Annotated in this window: 2 protein-coding genes; both read left to right on the forward strand. The window is 76.4% G+C overall.

What is annotated here, in order from left to right; all coding sequences use genetic code 11:
- Nucleotide 1: 1 nt before the first annotated feature.
- Nucleotides 2-14,749 carry an amino acid adenylation domain-containing protein gene (locus AB0F04_RS32625; protein ID WP_362048258.1) on the forward strand — a complete coding sequence of 4,916 codons (14,748 nt, stop codon included), beginning with the start codon at nt 2-4 and terminating at the stop codon, nt 14,747-14,749.
- Nucleotides 14,746-21,960, forward strand: a complete 7,215-nt coding sequence (locus tag AB0F04_RS32630; RefSeq protein WP_362048261.1) for a beta-ketoacyl synthase N-terminal-like domain-containing protein — start codon at nt 14,746-14,748, stop codon at nt 21,958-21,960. The genes AB0F04_RS32625 and AB0F04_RS32630 overlap by 4 nt, the downstream gene beginning before the upstream one ends.
- The last annotated feature ends 22 nt before the right edge of the window (nt 21,961-21,982 follow it).

The raw sequence follows: 21,982 nt of genomic DNA on the forward strand, positions 1-21,982 counted from the left end.
GATGACCACGGAGACGGTGCTGTCCGTTCCGCGCCTCGGCGAAGGGATCGTCGAGGTGCGCATCGTCCGCTTCCTCAAGCGGCCGGGCGACGCGGTCGCCAAGGACGAGGTCGTCTACGAGATGGAGCACGACAAGGCGGCCGTCGAGATCGAGTCCCCGGTGGCCGGGTTCCTCGACGACTGGCTCGTGCAGGCCGGAGACACCGTGCCGATCGGCGGCGCCGTGGGCCGCATCGTGGCGGACCGGCGGCAGCCCGGCCCGGCCGGGCCGGTCGCGTCCGACGAACCGGCGGCTTGCGGGGCGTCCGTGCGGGGCGTGCCCGGGCGGCAGCCCGCCGGGACCCGGCGCATTCCTCCGCGCACCCGGGCCCACGCCCGCCGGCTCGGCATCGACGAGGACCTGCTGCCGACGATTCCGGCGGCGGGCACCAGCCTGATGCCGGCCGATCTGCAGCGCTGGGTCGCCCAGCGGGACGGGGGAGGGGCGGACGAGGGGTTCACCGACGTCACCCAGTCCGACCGGCAGCGGGCACTGAACCGGGCCCTGCTCAAGGCCCGCGACCAGGTGGTCCCCGCGGTCGTCGCCGCGCTCGTCGACGAGGAAACGCTGCAGCGTGCCCTGCGAGAGCACCGCGGCGCCCGCTTCTCGACCCTCTTCCAGGCCTTCGCCCACCACGCGGCCCGCTGCGCGGCGGCCCCTGAGGCGGCCCGGCTGCGCTCACGGCGGCTCGACGAGAGCACCCTGCGGGTGTACGAGCACGTGGACCTCGGGATCGCCGTGGCCACCGACGACGCGGACCTCACCGTCGCCGTGGTGCGCCAGGCCGACGCGCTCCCGGCCGAGGACTTCGACGCGCGCTACGCGCGGGCGGTCGAGGACGCGCTCGACGGCCGGACGCAGGCCGACGGCCGGGTCACTCTGATGCTCTCCCACTTGGGGGACCGGGGGCCGACCCTCGCTGTCCCGGTGGTCGTGCCGCCGGCCGTGGCGACGCTGTTCCTGGGGGCGGTCGAGGACACCGGTTCGGGTGCCGTGCGCAGGATGGTGCTCGCCTTCGACCACACGGTGCTCAACGGGCGTGACGCCTCCGCCTACCTGGACGCCGTGACCGAGTCCCTGACGGCAGCTGGGCAGGCCACGGACCGGCCCGCGGCCGCCCCCGAGGTGCCGGCGCGGGCCGCGGCGGCCGAGCCCGGCGACGAGGAGCGGACCCCTGAACCCGGTGTGCTGGACCGGCTCGTCGCCCTGGCGTCCGAGGTCCTCGGGCATCCCGCGGACCCCGCCCGCCCGCTCGGCGAGCAGGGACTCGACTCCGCCCTGGCCCTGCGCCTGATCCGCGAGGCCCGGGACACCTTCGGTGCGCAGCTGCCGGCCACCGCCGTCTGGCGTCATCCGACGCTCAGGGAACTGGCGGCGCAGCTGCCCGGGCGGCCGCAGCAGGAGCAACGGGCTCCCGCGTCCGTGCCGGCCCCGGCCGCGACGGTGCCGGATGCCGCACCGGCCCCGGCCGCGTCCGTCCTTGCCGTGTCCGACCCGGCGCCCGCATCCGTATCCGCGCCCGTATCCGTATCCGCGCCCGTATCCGTATCCGCGCCCGCGTCCGTATCCGCGCCCGCGTCCGTATCCGCCCCGGCCTCCGCGTCCGGTGCGGCCATGGACGACGTCACGGCCACGGGCGTCGCTGCCGACGCCGTCGCCGTCATCGGCATGGCGTGCAAGGTGCCGGGGGCGGTGGACGTCGAGGCCTTCTGGCGGCTGCTGAGCGCGGGGGAGTGCCACATCGGGGCCGTGCGGGACGGACGGCTCGCCGGTGAGGTGCCCGAGGGGTTCCGGGCCGGACTGCTCGACCGCATCGATCTGTTCGACGCGCCCTTCTTCGACGTGACTCCCCGCCAGGCCGCCTCGATGGACCCCCAGCAGCGCGCCCTGCTGGAACTCAGCTGGCACGCCCTGGAACACGCCGGGCTCGCCCCCGACACCCTCGCGGGCACCTCCGTCGGTGTGTACGCCGCCGCGTGCAGCTACGACTACCGCGAGCGACTGGTGGAGCGGGCCGCCTCGGCCGACGGATACGCCACCACGGGCACGTTCCCCGCGTTCCTCGCCAACCGGATCTCCCACCTGTACGACTTCACCGGGCCCAGCATCACCGTCGACACCGCCTGCTCAGGTGCGCTCACCGCGCTGGCCCTCGCCGAAGCCGCGGTGCGTTCCGGCGAGTGCGAGGTCGCGCTCGCCGGTGCCGCCAACCTGCTCAGCAACGGATTCAACGCCCGCGCCTACCGCCGGGCGGGCATGCTCTCGCCTGCGGGGGACAGCCGGGTGTTCGACGCGGACGCCGACGGGTTCGTGCGGGGCGAGGGCGCGGGCTGGCTCGTCCTGAAGTCGCTGCGCCGCGCCGTCGCCGACGGCGACCCCGTGCTCGCCGTCGTCCGGGGCACCGCCGTCAACCACGGGGGCCGCGCCGCCGCGCTGACCGCCCCCAACCCCCGCGCGCAGAGCCGGCTGATCCGCACCGCGCTCGACCGGGCCGGTCTGCGCGCCGCCGACCTCGGTTTCCTCGAGGCGCACGGCACCGGCACCCCGCTCGGCGACCCGATCGAGCTGGACGCCTTCCGCGAGGTGCTCACCGCCGACGGGCAGGACACGCCCCCGCGCGCCGCGGGGCCCGAGGGCCGGGTGTGGGTGGGTTCGGCCAAGGCCAACATCGGCCACCTGGAGGGCGCTTCGGGACTGGCCGGTGTCGTCAAGGCGGTCCAGGTGCTGCGGCACGGGCTGATACCGGGTACGCCGGGCTTCACCCGCCTCAACCCGCACATCGAACTGGAGGGGACCGCGGTCCGGGTCGCCGCGCGGCCGGTGCCCTGGCCTGCCGGGACCGGAGCCGCGCCGCGCCGGGCGGCCGTGAGCGCGTTCGGGTTCGGTGGCAGCAACGCGCACGTCGTCCTGGAGGAGGCACCGCAGCTTCCCCGGACGCACGTCCCCGGGGACGGGCCGTTCGCCGTGCCGCTGTCGGCCGCGACGCCCGGCTCGCTGACCCGGCTGGCCGCCCGTCTCGCCGAACTGGCCGCCGCGCCCGCCGCGCCCTCGCTCGACGAGATCGCCTGGACCCTGCAGTCCGGCCGCCGTCATCTGCCCCACCGGGCCCTGTTCGTCGTAGCGGACCTGCCCGAACTGGTCCGTCTCGCAGAGGATTTCGCCACCCACGGCACTCAGGCGGAGCCTGACGACCCGTGGCTGCGCGACTGGCTCGACGGCGCCGCCACGAGCGCCGCGGACTGGGCGGCGCGACGGCCCGAAGGCCCGCTCCCGCGGCGCGTGCCGCTCGTTCCCTACCCCTTCGAGCGCCACGCGTACTGGCTGCCCGGCACCGAGGCCGCCGCCCCGGGCGACGGCTACGTCGTCGGCCACGGCGACCCGCTGGCCGAACACCGTGTCGGCGGACTGACCACGCTGCCGGGCGCCGCCCTGATCGACGCGCTCGCCGACGGCGGCCCCGTCGCCCTGAAGCAGGTGCGCTTCCAGCGGCCGGTGGCCGTGCCCGACGGCGGCTCGGTGCGTCTGCTGCGCACGACCGAGGACACGGGCAGCACCGTGCGGGTGAGCGTCGAGCACGAGGGCACCGTCGTCGCCCTCGCCGTGCGCGCGAGCGGCCCGGCGGCACCGATGTCCGCCGAACCGCCTCAGGGCCCGGCAAGGGACGTCGACCTCGCAGCCGCCCTCGCACGCAACGGCGTCGTGACCGGGCCCGTCTACGACGTCGTGCGCGCGGTGCGCCGCCAGGGCGCGCAGGCCGTCGCCCGGCTCGTCGCCCCGGCCACCACGGACGCGCGGACCCGGCGGGTGGCATGGCTGGACGCGGCGCTGCAGACCTCCTGCGCTCTGCTGGACCATTCCGGTTCCCAGGTCGCCGCGGCGGCCGAGCAGCTGGAGTGGTCCGGCCTCGTCCCGGAGCAGGCGGACCTGAGGGTCCGCCGCACCGCGCAGGGCGCCTCGTACACCGTCGTGGATCTGGAGGCGGAGACCGACGGCCGCCCCGTCCTGCGCGTCCGCGGGCTGCGCCTGCACGCCGTGACGCCCGCGTCCCCGCCCGCGCCCGTGGAGCAAGGGCCGCACGACGGGTCCGCCCCCCGAGCGGACGGCGTCCGGGTGCTCGTGCCCGAGTGGCGCCCGGAGCCGCGGGGACCGCTCCCGTCCGGGGCGGGCGCGGGCGGCGGGGTGGTGCTCGTGCACGACACGGCCGGCACGCACCGCGTCGACGGCGTCGGCGTGCGGACCGTGAGCAGTGACGCACCCGGTCTCGCCGAGGCCGTGCGCGGCGCCGACCACGTCGCCTTCCTCGTGGACGGCTCGCGCTGGGGCGAGGACACGGCCGGGATCCGTGAGCTGCGCGGCCGGCTCGAAGCCCTGCTGACCGTGGCGCGAACCCTCGGCGCCGCGCGCCTCACCCTCGTCACGGTCGGCCTCACCGACCCCGACGGCGGCGCCCCGGCGCCCGGCGCGGCGCTCCAGGGGGCCCTGCTCGGCGCCGTCCGCACGCTGCCCGGCGAGATCGAGGGCCTCACCGCCGCCGCCGTCGACCTCGACGCCACCGCCGGGCCGTCCGAGGTCACCGCGGCCCTGGCCGAACCCTGCGCCCGGTCCGTGCCGCTCATCGCCCTGCGCGGCGGGCGGCGCCTGCGCCAGGTCTACGCCGACCGGCCCGCCCCCGCCCCCGCCGCCACCGGCGAGGGCTTCGTCACGGGCGGGACGTACCTGCTGTTCGGCGGCGCCGGAGGCATCGGTGCGGAAGTGGCCCGGCACCTCGCGCGCCGGTACCGCGCCCGGCTGCTGCTCGTCGGACGCTCACCCGCGGACGAACGCACGACCGCCCTGCTCGGCGGGCTCACGCAACTGGGCGCACAGGCCCGGTACCTGAGCGCCGACATCACCGAACCCACCGCCGTGGAGAGGGCGCTGGCCGCCTGCCGGGCCGCGTTCGGCGAGCCGGACGGCGTGGTGCACAGCGTCGGTTCGATCAGCCCCGCGCGGCTCGCGGAACTGCGCCCGCAGGACCTCGACCAGGTCCTCGCGACCAAGGTGACCGCCGTCCTGGCGCTGCGCCGCGCGCTGCGCGCCCGCCCGGCCGGCCGGCCCGCAACGCTCGTTCTGTTCTCCTCCGCCGCCGGTCTCTTCGGCAGCGTCGGCGGCCTCAACTACGCCGCCGCCAACGCCTTCCTCGACCACTACGCCACCGCCGTGGACGGCGACCCCCACCTCGCCGTCCGCGCCTTCGACTGGGGCCTGTGGCAGGGCACCGGTCTGGCCCGCCGCTACAGCGCGCACGTCGCACGCGAATATCCCGGCATCACCGCATTCGTACCGGAAAGGGGAGTGGCCGCCTTGGAAGCGGGCATGTCCGGCAACCGACCGCAGTCCCTCGTGCTCGGCGGTGACCCCGAGCCGCTGCGCCCGCTCACCGCGCCCCCCGCGCCCGCCGCCCCGCAGGGCGACCGGGACGCCGCGCACCGGCTCGAGGCGTACGCGCGGGGCGCGCTCGCCCATCGGATGACGCAGCTGGGTCTCGCACCGGCGCTCGCCGCCCGGCCCGGCACCGGCACGGAGGAGGCGTCCGCGCTGCTCGCGGTGGTACCCGAGCACCGCAGACTGCTCGCCGCGATCCTCGAACTCCTCACGGAGCACGCCGCGGCGGGTCTCGGCGTCCCCACGCGGGCCGAGCTGGACCGGATTCGCGACACCCTGCTCGCCGACCACCCCGACCTGGCCGGACACCTCACCCTCCTCGACCGGGTCATGGAGTCCTACGGGCCCGTCCTGCGGGGCGAACTCCCCGTCACCGCCGTTCTGTTCCCGGGCGGCGACCTGAGCGGCGTCACCGCCGTCTACAGCGGCAACCAGCTCTTCGACCCGGTCAACGCGGACGCCGCCGCGGCCCTTGCCGACGCCGCCGCGACACTCGGCGCACCGCGTGTCCTGGAGATCGGCGCGGGCGTCGGCGGCACCACCGGCGCCGCGCTCGCCGCGCTGGACGCCCGGGGCGTGCGGGGCACCGAGTACACGTACACCGACGTCTCCCCGGCCTTCCTCCAGCACGGACGCCGCCGCTTCGGCGATCGCGTCCGGCCGCGCCTGCTCGACATCGAGAAGAACCCCGAGACCCAGGGCTTCCCCGCCGCCGCCACCGACCTCGTCGTCGCGAGCAACGTGATCCACGCGACCCGCGACCTGTCCCGCACGCTCGACCACATCGGCCGGCTGCTCGCCCCGGGCGGACGGCTGCTGCTGGTCGAGATGGTGGCCCCGGCCGCCGTCTACACCCTCACCTTCGGCCTGACCGACGGCTGGTGGCGCTACGTCGACACCGACCGGCGCATGCCGCACGGCCCGCTCCTCGACGTGCCGCGCTGGCGCTCGCTGCTGGAGGAGCACGGCTGGCGCCTCACCGACGTCGGCCGTCTGCGCGACGCCCCGGGGTGCGTGGCGCTGCTGACCTGCCTGCCGCCCGGCGCCCCCACCGCCGGCGACGGGGCCGCCGCGGCCGGCTCCTCGGCCGAGGACATCGCCGAGGGACTGCGGGCCGTCGTACGCGACCTGCTCGGTGACGCCGATGCCGAGGTGCCCGGGTATCTGCCCTGGCAGGAACTCGGCGTGGACTCGCTGCTCAACATGGAGCTGGTCCAGGCGGTGTCGCGCCGGTACGGGCCGGTGGGCGCGACCGCGCTGTTCGAGCACCGGACCGTCGACGAGCTGGCCGCGATGCTGGCCGGGCGCGGTGCCACGGGTCCGACGGCCGCCGCGCCTGCCCACGCCGCCGCGCCCTCCCACGCCGCCGCGCCGTCGCCCGGAGCCGACGACGAGACCGGTCCCCTGACGGACGTGCTGCGGCTGGTCGCCGAACTGACCGCTCGTGACGACGCGCCGCTCGACCCCGACACCGACTTCCCCGCCCTCGGCGTGGACTCGCTCCTCAACGAGGAGTTCTGCGAGCGGCTGCGCGGCATGTTCCCCGAGCGGGCCGTCGCCTCGACCCTGCTCTTCGAGCACCCGACCCCCAGGGCACTGGCACGCCATCTCGCACCGGCCCGGCCGCTGCCCGCGCCGACCGTGACCGGCCGCGCCGAAGCCGTACCGAGCGAGCCGGCCACGCGCCCCGTCGCGCAGCCGCGCGTGGCACCGGCGGCGCCCGTCCCGGCGCACCCCGACCGGGCCACCCGCGCCGACGCCATCGCCGTCGTCGGGCTCGCCGGACGCTATCCCGGAGCCCAGGACCTCGACGCGTTCTGGGAGCTGCTGAACGCCGGGCGCACCCCCGTACGCGAGGTGCCCGCCGAGCGGTGGGACTGGCGCACGGCGCGCACCCTGGGCGGCGGATACGCCCGCTGGGGCTGCTTCGTCGACGGCATCGACGCGTTCGACCCGGCGATGTTCCGCCTCACCCCGCGGGACGCCGCCCTGATGGACCCGCAGGAGCGGCTGTTCCTGGAGATCGCCAAGGAGGCCTTCGAGAACGCCGGTTACGCCCGGCACACCCTCGCGGGCACCCAGGGCGGGCCGCGCGTCGGGGTCTTCGCCGGCGTCACCGCCAACAGCCACCTGCTCGCCCAGCGCGATGCCCGCGCCGCGGGCGCCGACAACCCGGAGTACGCCGTCACGGCCGCCGCGTCGGTCGCCAACCGCGTCTCGCACGTCTTCGACCTCAGCGGCCCCAGCCTCACCGTCGACACGATGTGCTCGTCATCGCTGACCGCCCTGCACCTGGCCTGCCGGGCACTGGAGAGCGACGAGGCGGACCTGGCGCTCGCCGGTGGCGTCAACCTGTATCTGCATCCCGACCGGTTCGCCGGTCTGTGCGCCCTCGGCATGCCCTCGCGCGGTGAGCACACCCGGGCCTTCGGCGCGGGCGGTGACGGCTTCGTGCCCGGCGAGGGCGCGGGCGCCGTCGTTCTCAAGCGCCTCGACCGGGCCGAGGCGGACGGCGACACGATCCACGCCGTGATCCGCGGCACCGGCCTCAACCACGGCGGCGGCACCGGCGGTTACACCGTCCCCAATCCGCGCGCCCAGGCCGCCCTCATCGGCGCCACGCTGCGCCGCGCCGGCGTCGACCCGTCGAGCGTCGGCTATCTGGAGGCGCACGGCACGGGCACCGAACTCGGCGACCCGGTCGAACTGCGCGCCCTCGCCCTGGCCTTCGAGGAGTCGGGCACCCACGGCCCGCTGCGGGTCGGCTCCGTCAAGTCCAACATCGGCCACGCCGAGGCGGCCGCCGGCATCGCCGGACTGACCAAGACCATCCTCCAACTGCGGCGCGCGCACCTGGTGCCGACCCTGCACGCCGAGCGGCCCAACCCGAAGCTCGGCCTGGACGGCACCGCACTGCGCATCCAGACCGCCGCGGAGCCCTGGGAGCGCGGCACCGGCGTCCCGCGCCGCGCGGCCGTCAGCTCCTTCGGCGCGGGCGGCTCCAACGCCCATGTCGTCCTCGAGGAGTACGCCGGGCGGCACACCGCCGCGCCGGCGACGCCCCGGCCCTCCGGCCCGGTCCTGATCCCGCTCGCTGCGCCGGACGCCGCGCGACTGGCCGACACGGCCCGCGCGCTCGCCGCCGCGATCGAGGGCCTCGACCTCGCCGACATCGCCCACACCCTGCACAGGGGCCGCGACCACGGCCCCTGCCGGGCCGCCGTCACCGCCCACGACCCGGCCGAGCTGCGCGCCGCGCTGCGGGCACTGGCCGAAGGGGCCGCTCACCCGGCGCTGCTGACCGCTGCGGCGGCGCCCGGCGCGGACGCCGCCGCCCGGGCCTGGGTCGCCGACGGCACCTACACCGGGCAGGCCGGCGGGCGGCGCGTCCCGCTGCCCGGCACGCCGTTCGCCCGGGTCCGCTGCACCCTGCCCGAGGCCGCCACCTCCCCGATGCCGCTCACCGACACCCTGACGGTGCCCGCCTCCCGTACCGTGACCGCCCGCCTGGGCGGCGCCTCGCACTGGGTCGCCGACCACGTCGTGGACGGTGAACCGCTGCTGCCCGGGGCCTTCCACCCCCAGCTCGTGCACGAGGCGCTGCTCGGCGCGGGCGAGGACCCGTACCGCACCGTCCTGCGCGACCTGGTCTGGCCCCGGCCGGCCAAGGGGCTGCCGATGACGGTCAGCACCGTCCTGGAGGAGCCCGACGAACGCGGCTCACGGCGCTTCCGCACGGTCGTCGCCGACACCGTGGTCGCCCAGGGCTGGGCCGACCCGGCGCCCGGGCCGGTTCGGCGGGTCCTGGCCTACCGGACCAAGGAGCTCGACGCCCACCTGGGCGACGTCGGCCAGGAGGACTTCTACCGGCTGTTCGCGTCCCGGGGATTCGCCTACGGCCCCCTGTACCGCACCGTTCGGCGCGCCGTCGCGCAGGGCGAGGAGGTCACCGCGGAGCTGCGGCTCACCGACGGCGAGGACCCGGACGGCCGTCACGTCGTGCATCCCGCCCTGCTGGACGGGGCGTGCCAGACGGCCGCCTATCTGCTGTTCTCCGAGGAGCCCGAGAGCGCACGCACGCTGCGGCCGCTGGCCCTGGGCCTGCTGACGGTCCACCAGCCGGTCACCGGCCGCGCCTATGTGCACGCACGCCGGGTGCGTCGCGACGACGCGGCCGGGATCCACGTCTTCGACCTGAACCTGATCGACCCGGACAGCGGCGACGTGCTCGCCGAGGTGACCGGCTTCCGCATCCGGGTGGCGGCGGGCTCCCGTCCGACCGCCCCGCGGGCCGCTACCACGGCCGACGAGGCGCCGGCCCCGGTACCCGTCGCCGGTTACCGGCAGGACTGGCGGCCGGCACCGGTCGACGAGGCCGCCCAGGCCCCGCCGGGGACGCCGCTGTGGATCGTCGGCGACGCGACGCCCGGGTGGGGTGAAGGGGCCGCGGCCACCCTCGGGTGGGGGCAGGCCTGCGAGGAGGAGACCCTCGCGGCGACGGCCCGGCGCACCGGGACCCCCGGGGTGGTCCTGGTCGACCTCGCACACGGCGCTGCGGCGAGCCGGCTCGGCATCGCGCCGCTGTCCCCGGACGACGTGACGGGGGAGTGGACCCGGTTCGCCGACCGGACGCTGGCCCCCGTGTTCGGTCTGCTGCGGGCGTTCGTCCGCAGCCGCGCCCTGGACGGCGCCCGGGTCCTGCTGGTGACCCGGGCCGAACCGGACGGCGGCATCGCGCCGCTGGTGCACGGTCTGCACAGCCTGGCGCGGACCGTCGCCGGCGAGACCGGCCGTTTTGCGCTGCGGCTGGCCACCCTCGACGAGGGCGGGGCCGGTACGGACGTAGCGGATCTGCTGGCCGAGGCGATGCTGCCCGCCGAAGGCGCCGACTGGGTGCGCCTGGGGGCCGCGGGGCGCCGGGTGTCGGTGCTGAGCCCGCTCGGGGCCCCGGCCCCGGCGGATCCCGACGCGGCGTGCCCCCCGCTCCGCCCCGAGGCGACGTACCTGGTCACCGGCGGACTCGGCGGGCTGGGCCGGCACGTCGCCGCCGACATCCTGGCACGTGTCCCGGGGGCACGCCTGGTGCTGGTGGGGCGTTCGGAGCCGGACGACGCGGCGCTGCGGGAGCTACGCCGGGCCGGTTCGGTCACCTACCGGCGCTGCGACGTCGCCGACGCGGACCATGTCGCAGGCCTGGTGCGGTGGCTGGCACAGGAGGGCGTGCGGCTGCGGGGCGTCGTGCACACGGCCGGTGTGCTGCGCGACGGGTTCCTGCGCCGCAAGACGCCCCAGGCGGTGGAGGAGGTGTGCCGGGCCAAGGTGCTGGGCGCCCTGCGTCTGGACGCGGCGCTCGCCGGACACCCGCTGGACTTCTTCGTCCTGGCCTCGTCGCTGGCCGCGCTGGTCGGCAACCAGGGGCAGTCGGACTACGCCTTCGCCAACGGGTTCCTCGACGGCTTCGCGGCCTGCCGCACGGCGGCGGGCCGGCCCGGCCGCACCCTGTCCGTCGGCTGGCCGGTCCTCGCGGACGCGGGCATGGCGCCGGAGCCGGAGACCCTGGCCTACCTGGCCGCCGACTACGGACTGCAGCCGGTCTCCACCCGCGCGGCCCTGCGCTCGGTATGGCCCCTGCTGGACGAGGCCGCTCCGCACGCCCCCGTACCGTACGCGGCGTTGGTGGCAGGCGACGCCGCGGTGTGGGACCGGGCCCTGCGCGTACGTCACGACGTACACCACGAAGCGCCCACCGCCCCCGCACCCCCTCCCACCCCGGCTGCCGGCGGGCTGCCGGAGGCGGCGCTGCGCTGGATCACCGGACGCGTCGCGCACACCGTCGGCCGTCAGGCCGGGGAACTCGACCCGGACACACCCCTCGCCGACTACGGAGTCGACTCCATCGCCCTGATGCGCCTGGCACGCCTGCTGGAGGACGACCTCGGCCGGGTGCCGCTGTCCGTGCTCCTGGACAGCAACGGCCTGCGCGACCTGACCGAACGACTGCTCCTGTCGCACAGCGCCCGGTTGACGGCAGTCGTCGCCGCCGGGGCCGCCACCGCGCCCGCGACCGGGCCCTCGGCCGCACCCGCGGCCGCCGACACCTTCCCGGTCGCCCTGCCCGACCGTCTGGTGGGCATGTGGGCCGCTGACCAGGCCGCCGCGCCGCACGCCCCGTACAACATCTCGCTGTCCTGGCGGCTGCCCGCCGGCGCCGACCACGAGGCCGCGCGGGCCGCCGTCGCGGACCTGGTGCGGCGTCACCCCGTGCTGGGCTGCTGCGTGCGCACCCACCAGGCGAGCCCCGCCTTCGTGCCCGCCCCCGACACCCCGGAACTCGTCACCCGGACCGTCGACGCCGACTCACTGGACCGCGCCCTCGCCGAAGAGGCCGACCGCCGGCTGCGCACCTCCGCCGAGCCGCTGCTGCGGGCCGTTCTCTGGGACGTCGCGGGGGAGCGGCGCCCCGTGCTCCAGCTGACCACGCACCACATCGCCGTGGACGGGCGCTCCGCCGACCTGCTGGGCCGCGACCTCGCCGCCCTGTACGCGGCGCACAGCCAGGGGGTGCCGGCTCCGCTGCCCGAGCCCGGCTCGCCGGCCGCGGCGCTGCGCCGCGAACGGGACGGCGCCGCGGCCGCCGAATGCGCCGAAGCCGAACGCCACTGGAGCGCACGACTGGCCGAGGGCGACGCCCCCGCCGGCGTGCTCTTCCCCGGGGGCGGCGAGCGGGCCGGCGCGGCCGGCGCCCACCGGGAATACGGTCTGCCCCGCGCCCTGTCCCGCGCGCTCGCCGACATCGCGCGCGCCGCCGGCGTACCCGCGTTCACCGCGCTGCTCGGCGCGTTCGCCGTGACCCTGGCGCGGGCCACCGGCCACCACTCGTTCCTGGTGGCCGTCCCCACCTACGGGCGCGGCTCCGCGCACGACGAGGCCACCGTCGGCTGTTTCGTCAACACGGTGCCGCTGCGGGTCGACCTCGACCCCGCACGCCCGCTCGCCGACTGGCTGCAGGACCTCGGCCGAGGTGTGCGCGACGCCCTCCGGCACGCCGCACTGCCCTACCCGCGCTTCGCCGCGCTGTGCCGCGCCGCCCACGGCGACGACGCCCTGCCGACCGTCACCCTCGCCTACCAGAACTGGGAGCATGACGGCGCGGGAACCCCCGACGGATGGGAGCCGGTGCACCGGCGCGGCCAGCGCGGCCACTTCGACCTCGGCCTGGAGGTCACCGACACCCCTGACGGCGTCGAGATCCTCGCCAACCACCGCACCGCCGTCCTCGAGGGCGCCGCCGTCGACCGCTTCGTGGACGATCTGCGCCGCACCGTCGTCGAACTGGCCGGTGGTGTCCGGGCCACGGCCGGCGGCCGGGTCGGCGAGCTGCTCGACCCGGCCGCGGGCACCCTCGTGACGCGCTTCGCCGCCACCGTGCGGCGGTGCCCGGACGCGACCGCCGTCGAGGACCACCACGAGCGCCTCAGCTACGCCGAACTCGACGCCCTCTCCGACGCCGTGGCCCGCCGCGTCGAGGCGACGGCGGAGCCGGACCAGCCCGTCGCCGTCCTGATGCACCGCTCCGCGCGGCTGCCCGCCGTGCTGCTCGGCATCCTCAAGAGCGGCCGCCCCTACGTCCCGCTGGACGACTCCTATCCCGGCGAGCGGCTGGCCATGGTCGTCGAGGGAGCCGGCTGCGAAGTCGCCCTCGCCGACCGGGACCTGGCCGGGCTGCTGCCGCGGCGACTCACGATCGTCGACCCGGCGGACGTCCACGCCGACCCCACGGCGCCGGCCGGCACCCCTGCCGCGCCCACCGATCTCGCGTACCTGATGTTCACCTCCGGCAGCACCGGCACGCCCAAGGGGGTCGGTGTCACGCACGGCAACGTCGTCCACACCCTGGAGGCCATCGCGGCGACCGTCGGCATCGACGAGCGCGCGCCCGGCAGGCTCCTCGCCGTCACCACGGTGTGCTTCGACATCTCGGTCCTGGAGCTGTTCCTGCCGCTGCTGGTGGGCGGCACCGTCGTCGTCGCCGAACGCGCCGACGTCGTCGACGCCCGGCGACTGGCCCGGCTCGTCGAAACCCGGGGGATCACCGCCATGCAGGCCACCCCGGCCGGCTGGCAGCTGCTCGTCGAGGGCGGCTGGAGCGGTGCGAGCGGACTGATCGCGCTGTGCGGCGGCGAGGCCCTGCCGCGCAACCTCGCCACCGCCCTCGTCGAACGCACCGGCACCCTGTGGAACGTCTACGGCCCCACCGAGGCGACCATCTGGTCCACCATCGCGCGCGTCACCCACGCGGGGCCCGTGCACCTGGGCGAGCCGATCGGCGCGACGGAACTGGTCCTCACCGAGGTCGACGGGCACCGCACCCCGGCGCCGGGGGAGCCGGGCGAACTGTGGATCGGCGGGGCGGGCGTGGCGCACGGGTACTGGCGGCAGCCCGGCCTCACCGCCGAGCGCTTCACCGGACACCCGGTCCGCGCGGCCGGCGGCGGACGCTGGTTCCGCACCGGGGACCTGGTGCGCCGCGACGAGGAGGGGCGGCTGCTCTTCCTCGGCCGGGCCGACAGCCAGGTCAAGATCCGTGGCCACCGGGTCGAACTGGGCGAGATCGAGGCGGTGCTGAGCGCGCACCCCGCGCTCGCCCGCGCGGTCCTGGCCGTACACGGCGAGGGTTCCTCGGCCCGTCTGCTGGTGATCGCCGTGCCCCGGGCCGGCACGCCCCTGCCCAGCCTCGCCGAACTGCGTGACTTCGCCTCCGCGACACTGCCGCTGTGGATGCTGCCCGACCGGCTCGAGGCGGCCGAGACGCTGCCGCTCACGCCCAACGGCAAGGTCGACCGCAAGGAAGCCGTCCGGCGGGCCACGCGGGACCTCCCGCCGAGGAGGCACCCCGAGACGCTCCGGACGCCCGCCCCCGACGCGCCCACCGCACCCACCGGCGCCCCGGCCGAGCACACGGCCCGGCTGCGGGACCACGTCCTCGCCCTGTGGCGCGAGGTACTGGAAACCGACGACGTTCCGGGCGACCGCAGATTCTTCGACATCGGCGGGAACTCCCTGCTGCTCGGGAAGCTGTTCGCGCGCCTCGACGAGGCGTACCCGGACACCGGCATCGAACTCGCCGACCTGTTCGCCCGGCCGACCGTCGACGACATGGCCGGCCTCCTCGCCGCACGGCTCGGCGCCGGCCCGCCGGGGCCTGTCGAGGTCGTCGCCGCCGCACCCGACCGACCCTCCCGCCGTGAGCTGCGGCGCGCGTTCCGACTCGGAGACGAACGATGACCCACGACGCCCCCGACCTCGACCCCAACGCCATCGCCGTCGTCGGCATGGCCTGCCGGTTCGGGCCCGCGACCTCCGTCGGCCGGCTCTGGCGGCTGCTCGAGGAGGGCCGGTCCGGCATCCGCCGCTACAGCGAGGCCGAGCTGATCGCTCTGGGGCACGACCCCGACACCGTGGCACGCGAGGAGTTCGTGCCCGCCGGGGTCGTCCTGGCCGACGCGGACGCCTTCGACGCCGAGTTCTTCGGCTACAGCGCCCAGCACGCGGAGTGGCTGGACCCGCAGCAGCGCCTCCTCCTGGAGGTGGCCTGGCACGGCCTGGAGGACGCGGGCTTCGCCCCCGACCGCACCGGGCTGCGCACAGCCGCCTACGTCTCCGTGGGCCAGCCGGTGCAGCCGCCCGTGGGCATCACCGAACTCGACGCGGCCGGCATGATCCGTTTCTCCTCCTCCGACAAGGACTTCGCCGCCACCCGCCTCTCCTACAAGCTCGGTCTCACCGGCCCCAGCCTCACCGTGCAGACCGCCTGCTCCAGCGGGCTGGTCGGGGTGCACCTGGCCGCCGAGGGCCTGCTCGGCCACGAGTGCGACCTCGCCGTGGTGGCCGCCGCCTCCCTGCACTTCCCGCAGGCCGGATACCTGGCCGCACCCGGCATGATCCTCTCCCCGAGCGGTGAGTGCCGCCCCTTCGACGACACCGCCGACGGCACCCTCTTCGGCAACGGCGGCGGGGCCCTGGTCCTGCGCCGTCTCGCCGACGCGGTGCGCGACGGCGACCCGGTGCGCGCCGTGCTGCGGGGCAGCGCCGTCAACAACGACGGCGGCCGCAAGATGGACTACCACGCGCCGTCCCCCGAGGGGCAGGAGGCCGTGATCCGCGAGGCCCTGGCCGTCGCGGGCACCGACCCGCACTCGGTCGGCTACCTGGAGACCCACGGCACCGGCACGCACCTCGGTGACCCGGTGGAATTCGCCGCGCTGGAACGGGTCTACGGGGGCGAGCGCCCGCACCCCGCCGCCGTCGGCTCCGTCAAGGCGGTCCTCGGTCACCTCAACACCGCCGCCGGGATCGCGGGCGTCGTCAAGGCGGTCCTCGCGCTCGAGCACGGCACCGTGCCGCGCCAGACCCCGTTCTCGCAGCCCAACCGCGCGCTGCGCGGCGCCGGCCACCTGCGCATCGCCGACGGCGACGTCGTGGCCGGCGGCTGGCCCGTCCCCGACGGGCCCCGCCGCGCCGCCGTCAGCTCCTTCGGCATCGGCGGGACCAACGCCCATGTGGTCCTCGAACAGGCCCCGCCGGTCCCGGGGACCGGGGCGCAGGACACCGACGGCGACGCGGACGGCCCGCGGTGGTTCGTGCTGTCCGCCCACACCGAGGCCGCGCTGCGCGACATCGCCGGTGACCTCGCCGACGCCGTGCCGGCGCACTCGCTCGCCGACGTGGCGCACACCCTGCGCACGGGCCGGAGCCGACGCCGGGTCCGTGCGGTGCTCGGCGCCACCTCCGTGACCGAACTGGCCGGTGCGCTCAGGCAGGTCGCGGCCGGAGCGGAACTGGTCGCCCCCACCGCGCCGGAGGAGTACCGGGCATGGGCAGCGGGCGCGGGTGACCTGCCCGAACAGCACGCACCGCAGGCCCGGCGGGTGCGACTGCCCGGCTACCCGTTCGCCCGCACCCTCTGGCCCCGGCCCGGCGCCGCCCCCGCCCGCACCGTGCGCCCGCAGGACCCGGTCGCCGCCGACCACGTCGTGGCGGGCCGGCCCGTGCTGCCCGCCGCCGCCCAGCTCGACCTCGCCCTCACCGCCGCCCGGCGCACCGCCCCCGCCACGGCCGGGCTGGCCGACATCGCCTTCCACCGGCCGGTCGAGGTCACCGAACCGGTGACCCTGCGCGCCGCCGTCACCGGCGACACCGTCCGCGTCCTGTCCGACACCGCGCACACCGAGGCACGCCTCATGGCCGGCGCCCCGGCCGCCCCGGAGCGACTCGACCCCGCCGCACTGCGCGCCGCGTACCCGGACACGGCCGAACCGGCTGCGCTGTACCGGTACTTCGCCGACCACGGTGTCGTCTACGGCCCCGCCTTCCAGGTGCTGCGCGAACTGCGCCACGGCAGCGAGGGCGCGCTCGCCCGGGTCGAGGCCGACGGCCCGTCCGGCGGTGACACCCTGTGCCCGTACGTCCTGGACGGCGCGCTGCAGACCGTCATCGGATGTGTGCTGCGCGAGGACCTGGGCGGCGAGACGTTCATCCCGTTCGCCGTCGACACACTGACGCTGCACGGCCCGCTGCCCCGCGAGGCGTGGGTACGGGTCCGTCCCGCCCGGCTCGCCGGCGGCGGGCGACGGGTGCGCAAGTACGACGTCACGGTCGCGGGCCCGGACGGCGCCGTGGTGCTCACCCTGGCCGGCCTGGCGCTGCGCCCGGTCCCGCGCGAGGCCACCGAGCCGGCCGCCGCCACCGGCCCCGTGGCCGCCGGACACCTGACGGAGGGCGCGGGGGAGCGGACCCCGGACGAGAGGCCCGCGAGCCCCGGACTCCCCGCCGATGTGCACCTCTTCGCGCCCGTGAGCGTCCCGTTCGACGTCGCCGAGGGGCACGGGAGCGAGACCGCCTCGCTCGTCGTCATCGGCGACGCCCCCCTCGAAGGGGCCGCCGTGCGGCTGGCCGACCCCGAGGACGCCGAGCGGGCCGCCGCCGCCGGCGAGGAACTCGTCGCGCGCCTCGGCGAAGGCACCACCCCGCCCGTCGTGGTGTGGCCGCTCGCCCAGGGCGCCACCGGTTCCGCGGCCGACGCCCTGCGCCTGCTCGCCCTCCTCCGTGCCCTGCTGCGCCCGCTGTCCCGGCGGGGCGCCCGGATCCTCGTCCCGTTCCCTGCCAACGCCCTCGACGACGCGGCGGCCGTCACCGGCCACGGCGTCGCCGCCCTGGGCCGCTCGCTCGCCGGGGAGAACCCGCGCTTCGAACTGACGGCCCTCGCCCTCGACGCGGAAGCCGGGCCGGGCGCCCTCGCGTCCGCCGTGCGCGCGGCCGTCGCCCGGCCCCCGGCGGCGCGGTGGCTCGGCGTGGCCCGCGACGGCACGCTCACCACGTCCGTCCTGCGCCGCACGGACGCCCCGGCTGCCGGCCGCGCCGCCTTCCGCAGCGGCGGGCGGTACTGGATCAACGGCATGGGCGCACTCGCCACGCTCCTCGCCCGCCACCTGCTCGACACCCGCGCCGCCCACATCGTCCTGACCGGCCGCTCCGCGGCCGAGGGGGAGCGCGGCGCCGAGATCGCCCGGCTCGCGGAACACGCCGCGCGCAGCGGCGGATCGGTCACCTACCACCGGCTCGACAGCACCGACCCTGCGGCCGTGCGCGCCCTCGCCGACCGGCTGCACGCCGAAGGACCCGTCCACGGTGTCCTGCACTGCGCGGGGACCCTGCGCGACGCCTACGTGCTGCGCAAGGAGTCCGCCGACGCCGCCGCCGTGGTGGCGGCCAAGCTGATCGCGGCCACCGCGCTCGACGCGGCCACCGCCCACTGGGCCCTCGACTTCTTCGTCGTCTACTCCTCGGTCTCCGGGGCCCTCGGCAGCCCCGGCCAAGCCGACTACGCATTCGCCAACTCGGCCGTGGACGCGTTCGTGGCCCGCCGGGCCCGCCGCGTCACGTCCGCCTCCCGCAGCGGCCGTTCGCTCTCCGTCAGCTGGCCGTACTGGGCCGGGGGCGGCATGCGGGCCGGTGCGGACGCGGAGCAGCAACTGCAGGAGCTCGGCATGCGTCCGATGCCCTCCGCCACCGGGATCGCCGTGCTGGAAGCGCTGCTCGGCGCACCCGAGCGGGACGGGGAGGAGAGCGCACCCGTCGTGCTGTACGGGGACCTGGACCGGCTGCGGGAGTCGTTCCCGCTCCTCGACCGGCGGCCCGCTGCCGGCCCCCTGCCCGAGGCGGCCGCCGAGCCCGAGCCCGCCCCAGCCGTCGCCGTCCCGGCCGTCGAACCCGCCCGCGGCCTGCTGGAGGAGAGGCTTCGGGCCGTCGTCGCCGAGGCCACCCGCACCCCCCTCGAACAGATCACGCCGGAGCGGCCCTTCGACGACCTCGGCATCGACTCGCTCCTCGCCATCCGGGTCGTGGAGCTCCTGGCACCCGACTTCGGCCGGCTCTCCAAGACACTGCTGTTCGAGTGCCGCACGGTCGCCGAACTCGCCGAACACCTCGTCGAGGAGTTCCCCGAGCGGTGCGCCGACCTCACCGGCACCACCGGCACCGCGCCCGCCACGGTCACCGCCGAGCCGCCCGCCTCGTCCACCGCGCCGCTCGACGCCGGCCGCCGCGAGGAACCGGCGCCGGCCTCCCGGGCGCCCGGCCCGCACACCGGCATCGACGCCCGCGCGGTGGCCATCATCGGCGTGGCCGGACGCTTCCCGCAGGCGGACGGCCTCGACGAGCTGTGGACCAACCTCCTCGCCGGCCGCGACAGCATCACCGAGGTGCCGTCCGAACGCTGGGACGCCGAGGCCCTGTACGACCAGGACAAGTCCCGCGTCGACCGCACGTACACCAAGTGGGGCGGCTTCGTGAAGGGCGTCGAGAACTTCGACGCGCCGCTGTTCAGCATCTCCCCGCGCGAGGCCGGTACCGTCGACCCGCAGGCCCGCCTGTTCCTCGAGGCCTGCTGGGCAGCCCTCGACGACGCCGGCTACACCCCGGACACCCTCGTCACCGCCGCCGACCCCGTGCACCGCAAGGACGTCGGGGTCTTCGTGGGCGCCATGTACGGCGAGTACCAGCTGCACGAGGCGGAGGAACGGCTGCGCGGCAACCACGTGCTCGCCAACAGCGCCTACTGGTCCATCGCCAACCGCGTCTCGTACTACTTCGACTTCCAGGGCCCGAGCACCGCCGTCGACACGGCGTGCTCGTCCGCGCTCACCGCCGTCCATCTCGCGGTCGAGTCGCTGCGCGCGGGCAGTTCGAAGGTGGCCATCGCGGGCGGCGTCAACGTCCTGATCCACCCCAACAAGTACTTCATGCTGGGCCAGGGCCGGTTCGCGGCGAGCGACGGCCGCTGCCGCAGCTTCGGCGCGGGCGGCGACGGCTATGTGCCGGGCGAGGGCGTCGGCGCGTTCGTCCTCAAACCGCTCGCCGACGCGGTGCGGGACGGCGACCACATCCACGGGGTGATCCGGGGGACCGCCGCGAACCACGGAGGACGGACCAACGGCTACACCGTCCCCAACCCGCGGGCCCAGGCCGACCTCGTCACCAAGGCGCTGCGCGACGCCGGTCTGCGCGCCGGCGACCTCGACTACGTCGAGACCCACGGGACCGGCACCGCGCTCGGCGACCCCATCGAGATCCGCGGCCTGAGCGCCGCGTTCTCCCGGGACGGTGTCAAGGGCGCGGGTGAGGTGCCGATCGGCTCCGTGAAGTCGAACGTCGGGCACCTCGAATCGGCGGCCGGCGCGGTCGCGCTGGCCAAGGTGCTGCTGCAGATGCGCCACCGCACACTCGTCCCGTCGCTGCACGCCACCCCCGCGAACCCGGAGATCGACTTCGACCGGGTGCCGTTCTCGGTCCAGCAGGAGGTCGCGCCCTGGACCACCCGCGACGGCGTGGACCGGCCGCTGCGCGCCGGCATCAGCTCCTTCGGCGCCGGCGGCGGCAACGCCCATGTCGTCGTCGAGGGACCGCCGCCGCAGGACCCCCGCCCCGCGGAGGAACCAGGACCCTTCGTGGTGTTCCTGTCCGCGCGTACCGACACGGCCCTGGCGGCCTACGCCTCCGCGCTGCGGGAGAACCTGACCGCGGCGGCGGAGCGCGGCACGCCGGTCCGGATCGCCGACGTCGCGTACACCTTCGCGGCGGGGCGCGCCGACCTGGAGCGCAGGGCCGCGGTGGCGGCGGGGTCGATGCCGGAACTGCTGTCCGGCCTCGCGGCGGTCGCGGCGGGCCGCCCCCGCCCGTGGCGCCGCACCGAGGTCACCGCCGACGATCCGGTACGGGTGTGGCTCGACGGCGGCCGGATCGACCGGGTCGAGGTCTGCGGCGCCGGAAGGCGGGCACGGCGCGTACCGCTGCCGCACTACCCCTTCGAACGCGTCCGCTGCTGGTACGACCTCCAGATCGAACGGCTGCACCGCCAGGGCCTCGGCACGGCTCGCCCCGAACCGGTGCCGGACCGCGGCCACTTGCGCGACTTCGGCCGCACGCCGCCCACCCCCACTCCGCCGCCGACGGGTGCGGCACTCGCTCCGCCGCCGGCAAAGACGGCCCCTGTGCTCACCCCCGCGCCCGCGTCCGTGCCCCGTCAGCCGAACGCGGCGGTGCCCGTGACGAACACGACCACGCCCCAGGAGACGTCCTCCATGACTCGTGACCGCAAGATCGCCCTCAGGCCGCTGGACGCGGCCCCGGCTCCGGCTCCCGTGCCCGCGCCCGAGCCCGCCCCTGCCCCGGCCGCCGCTCCCGCCGCCGCTCCCGCCGCGGCCCGGGACGGCGCCGAGAGGGACCGGGTGGCCGAGGGAGTGGGTGACGTGCTCGCCGGAGTGCTCTACATGGACCCGGCCGACCTCGACCCGGAGCAGACGTTCCAGACGCTCGGCGTCGACTCCATCCTCAGCGTGGAGTTCGTGGCGCTGGTGAACGCCCGGTTCGGCACCGACATGAAGGCCACCGAACTCTACGACCACCCCACACCGAGCGCCTTCGCGCGACAGGTCGCCGCCAGGGCCACCGGCGGACAGCCGACCGCTCCTGCTGCCGCCCCCGCTCCGGCTGCCGTGGCGCAGACCCCCGCCCCGGCTCCCGTGGCGCAGACCCCCGCCCCCGCACGCGCCGACGGCGACCGCGCAGCCGCCGTGCTGCAGACCCTGCGTGAGCAGCTCGCCGAGACGCTGTACTGCGAGGTCTGGGACATCGACGTGCACGCCACCTTCAACACGCTGGGCCTCGACTCGATCCTCGGCGTCGAGTTCGTCGCGTTCCTCAACAACGCCTACGGCCTGGACGAGAAGGCGGGGGTGCTCTACGACCACCCGAGCCTGACGGCCCTCGCCGCGCATGTCGCGGCCCGTACCGCCGCCTCCGCGCCCACCGCCGAGGCCCCGGCCGCTCCGGCCGCCGGCCAGATCAGCGCCGCAGACCTCGAAGCCCTGCTCGGCGCCGTACGCGGCAGCCGGCTCACCGTGGAGCAGGCGCTCGCCCTGCTGCCCCAGCACTCCTGAGCTCCGGAAAGGACCCGCCCCT

The sequence above is a fragment of the Streptomyces sp. NPDC029041 genome (assembly GCF_040637515.1).
Lineage (GTDB): Bacteria > Actinomycetota > Actinomycetes > Streptomycetales > Streptomycetaceae > Streptomyces.

Excerpts from the sequence above, each read along its gene's own strand:
- AB0F04_RS32625 (WP_362048258.1), top strand. The coding sequence starts at position 2 with ATGACCACGGAGACGGTGCTGTCCGTTCCGCGCCTCGGCGAAGGGATC.
- AB0F04_RS32630 (WP_362048261.1), top strand. The coding sequence starts at position 14,746 with ATGACCCACGACGCCCCCGACCTCGACCCCAACGCCATCGCCGTCGTC.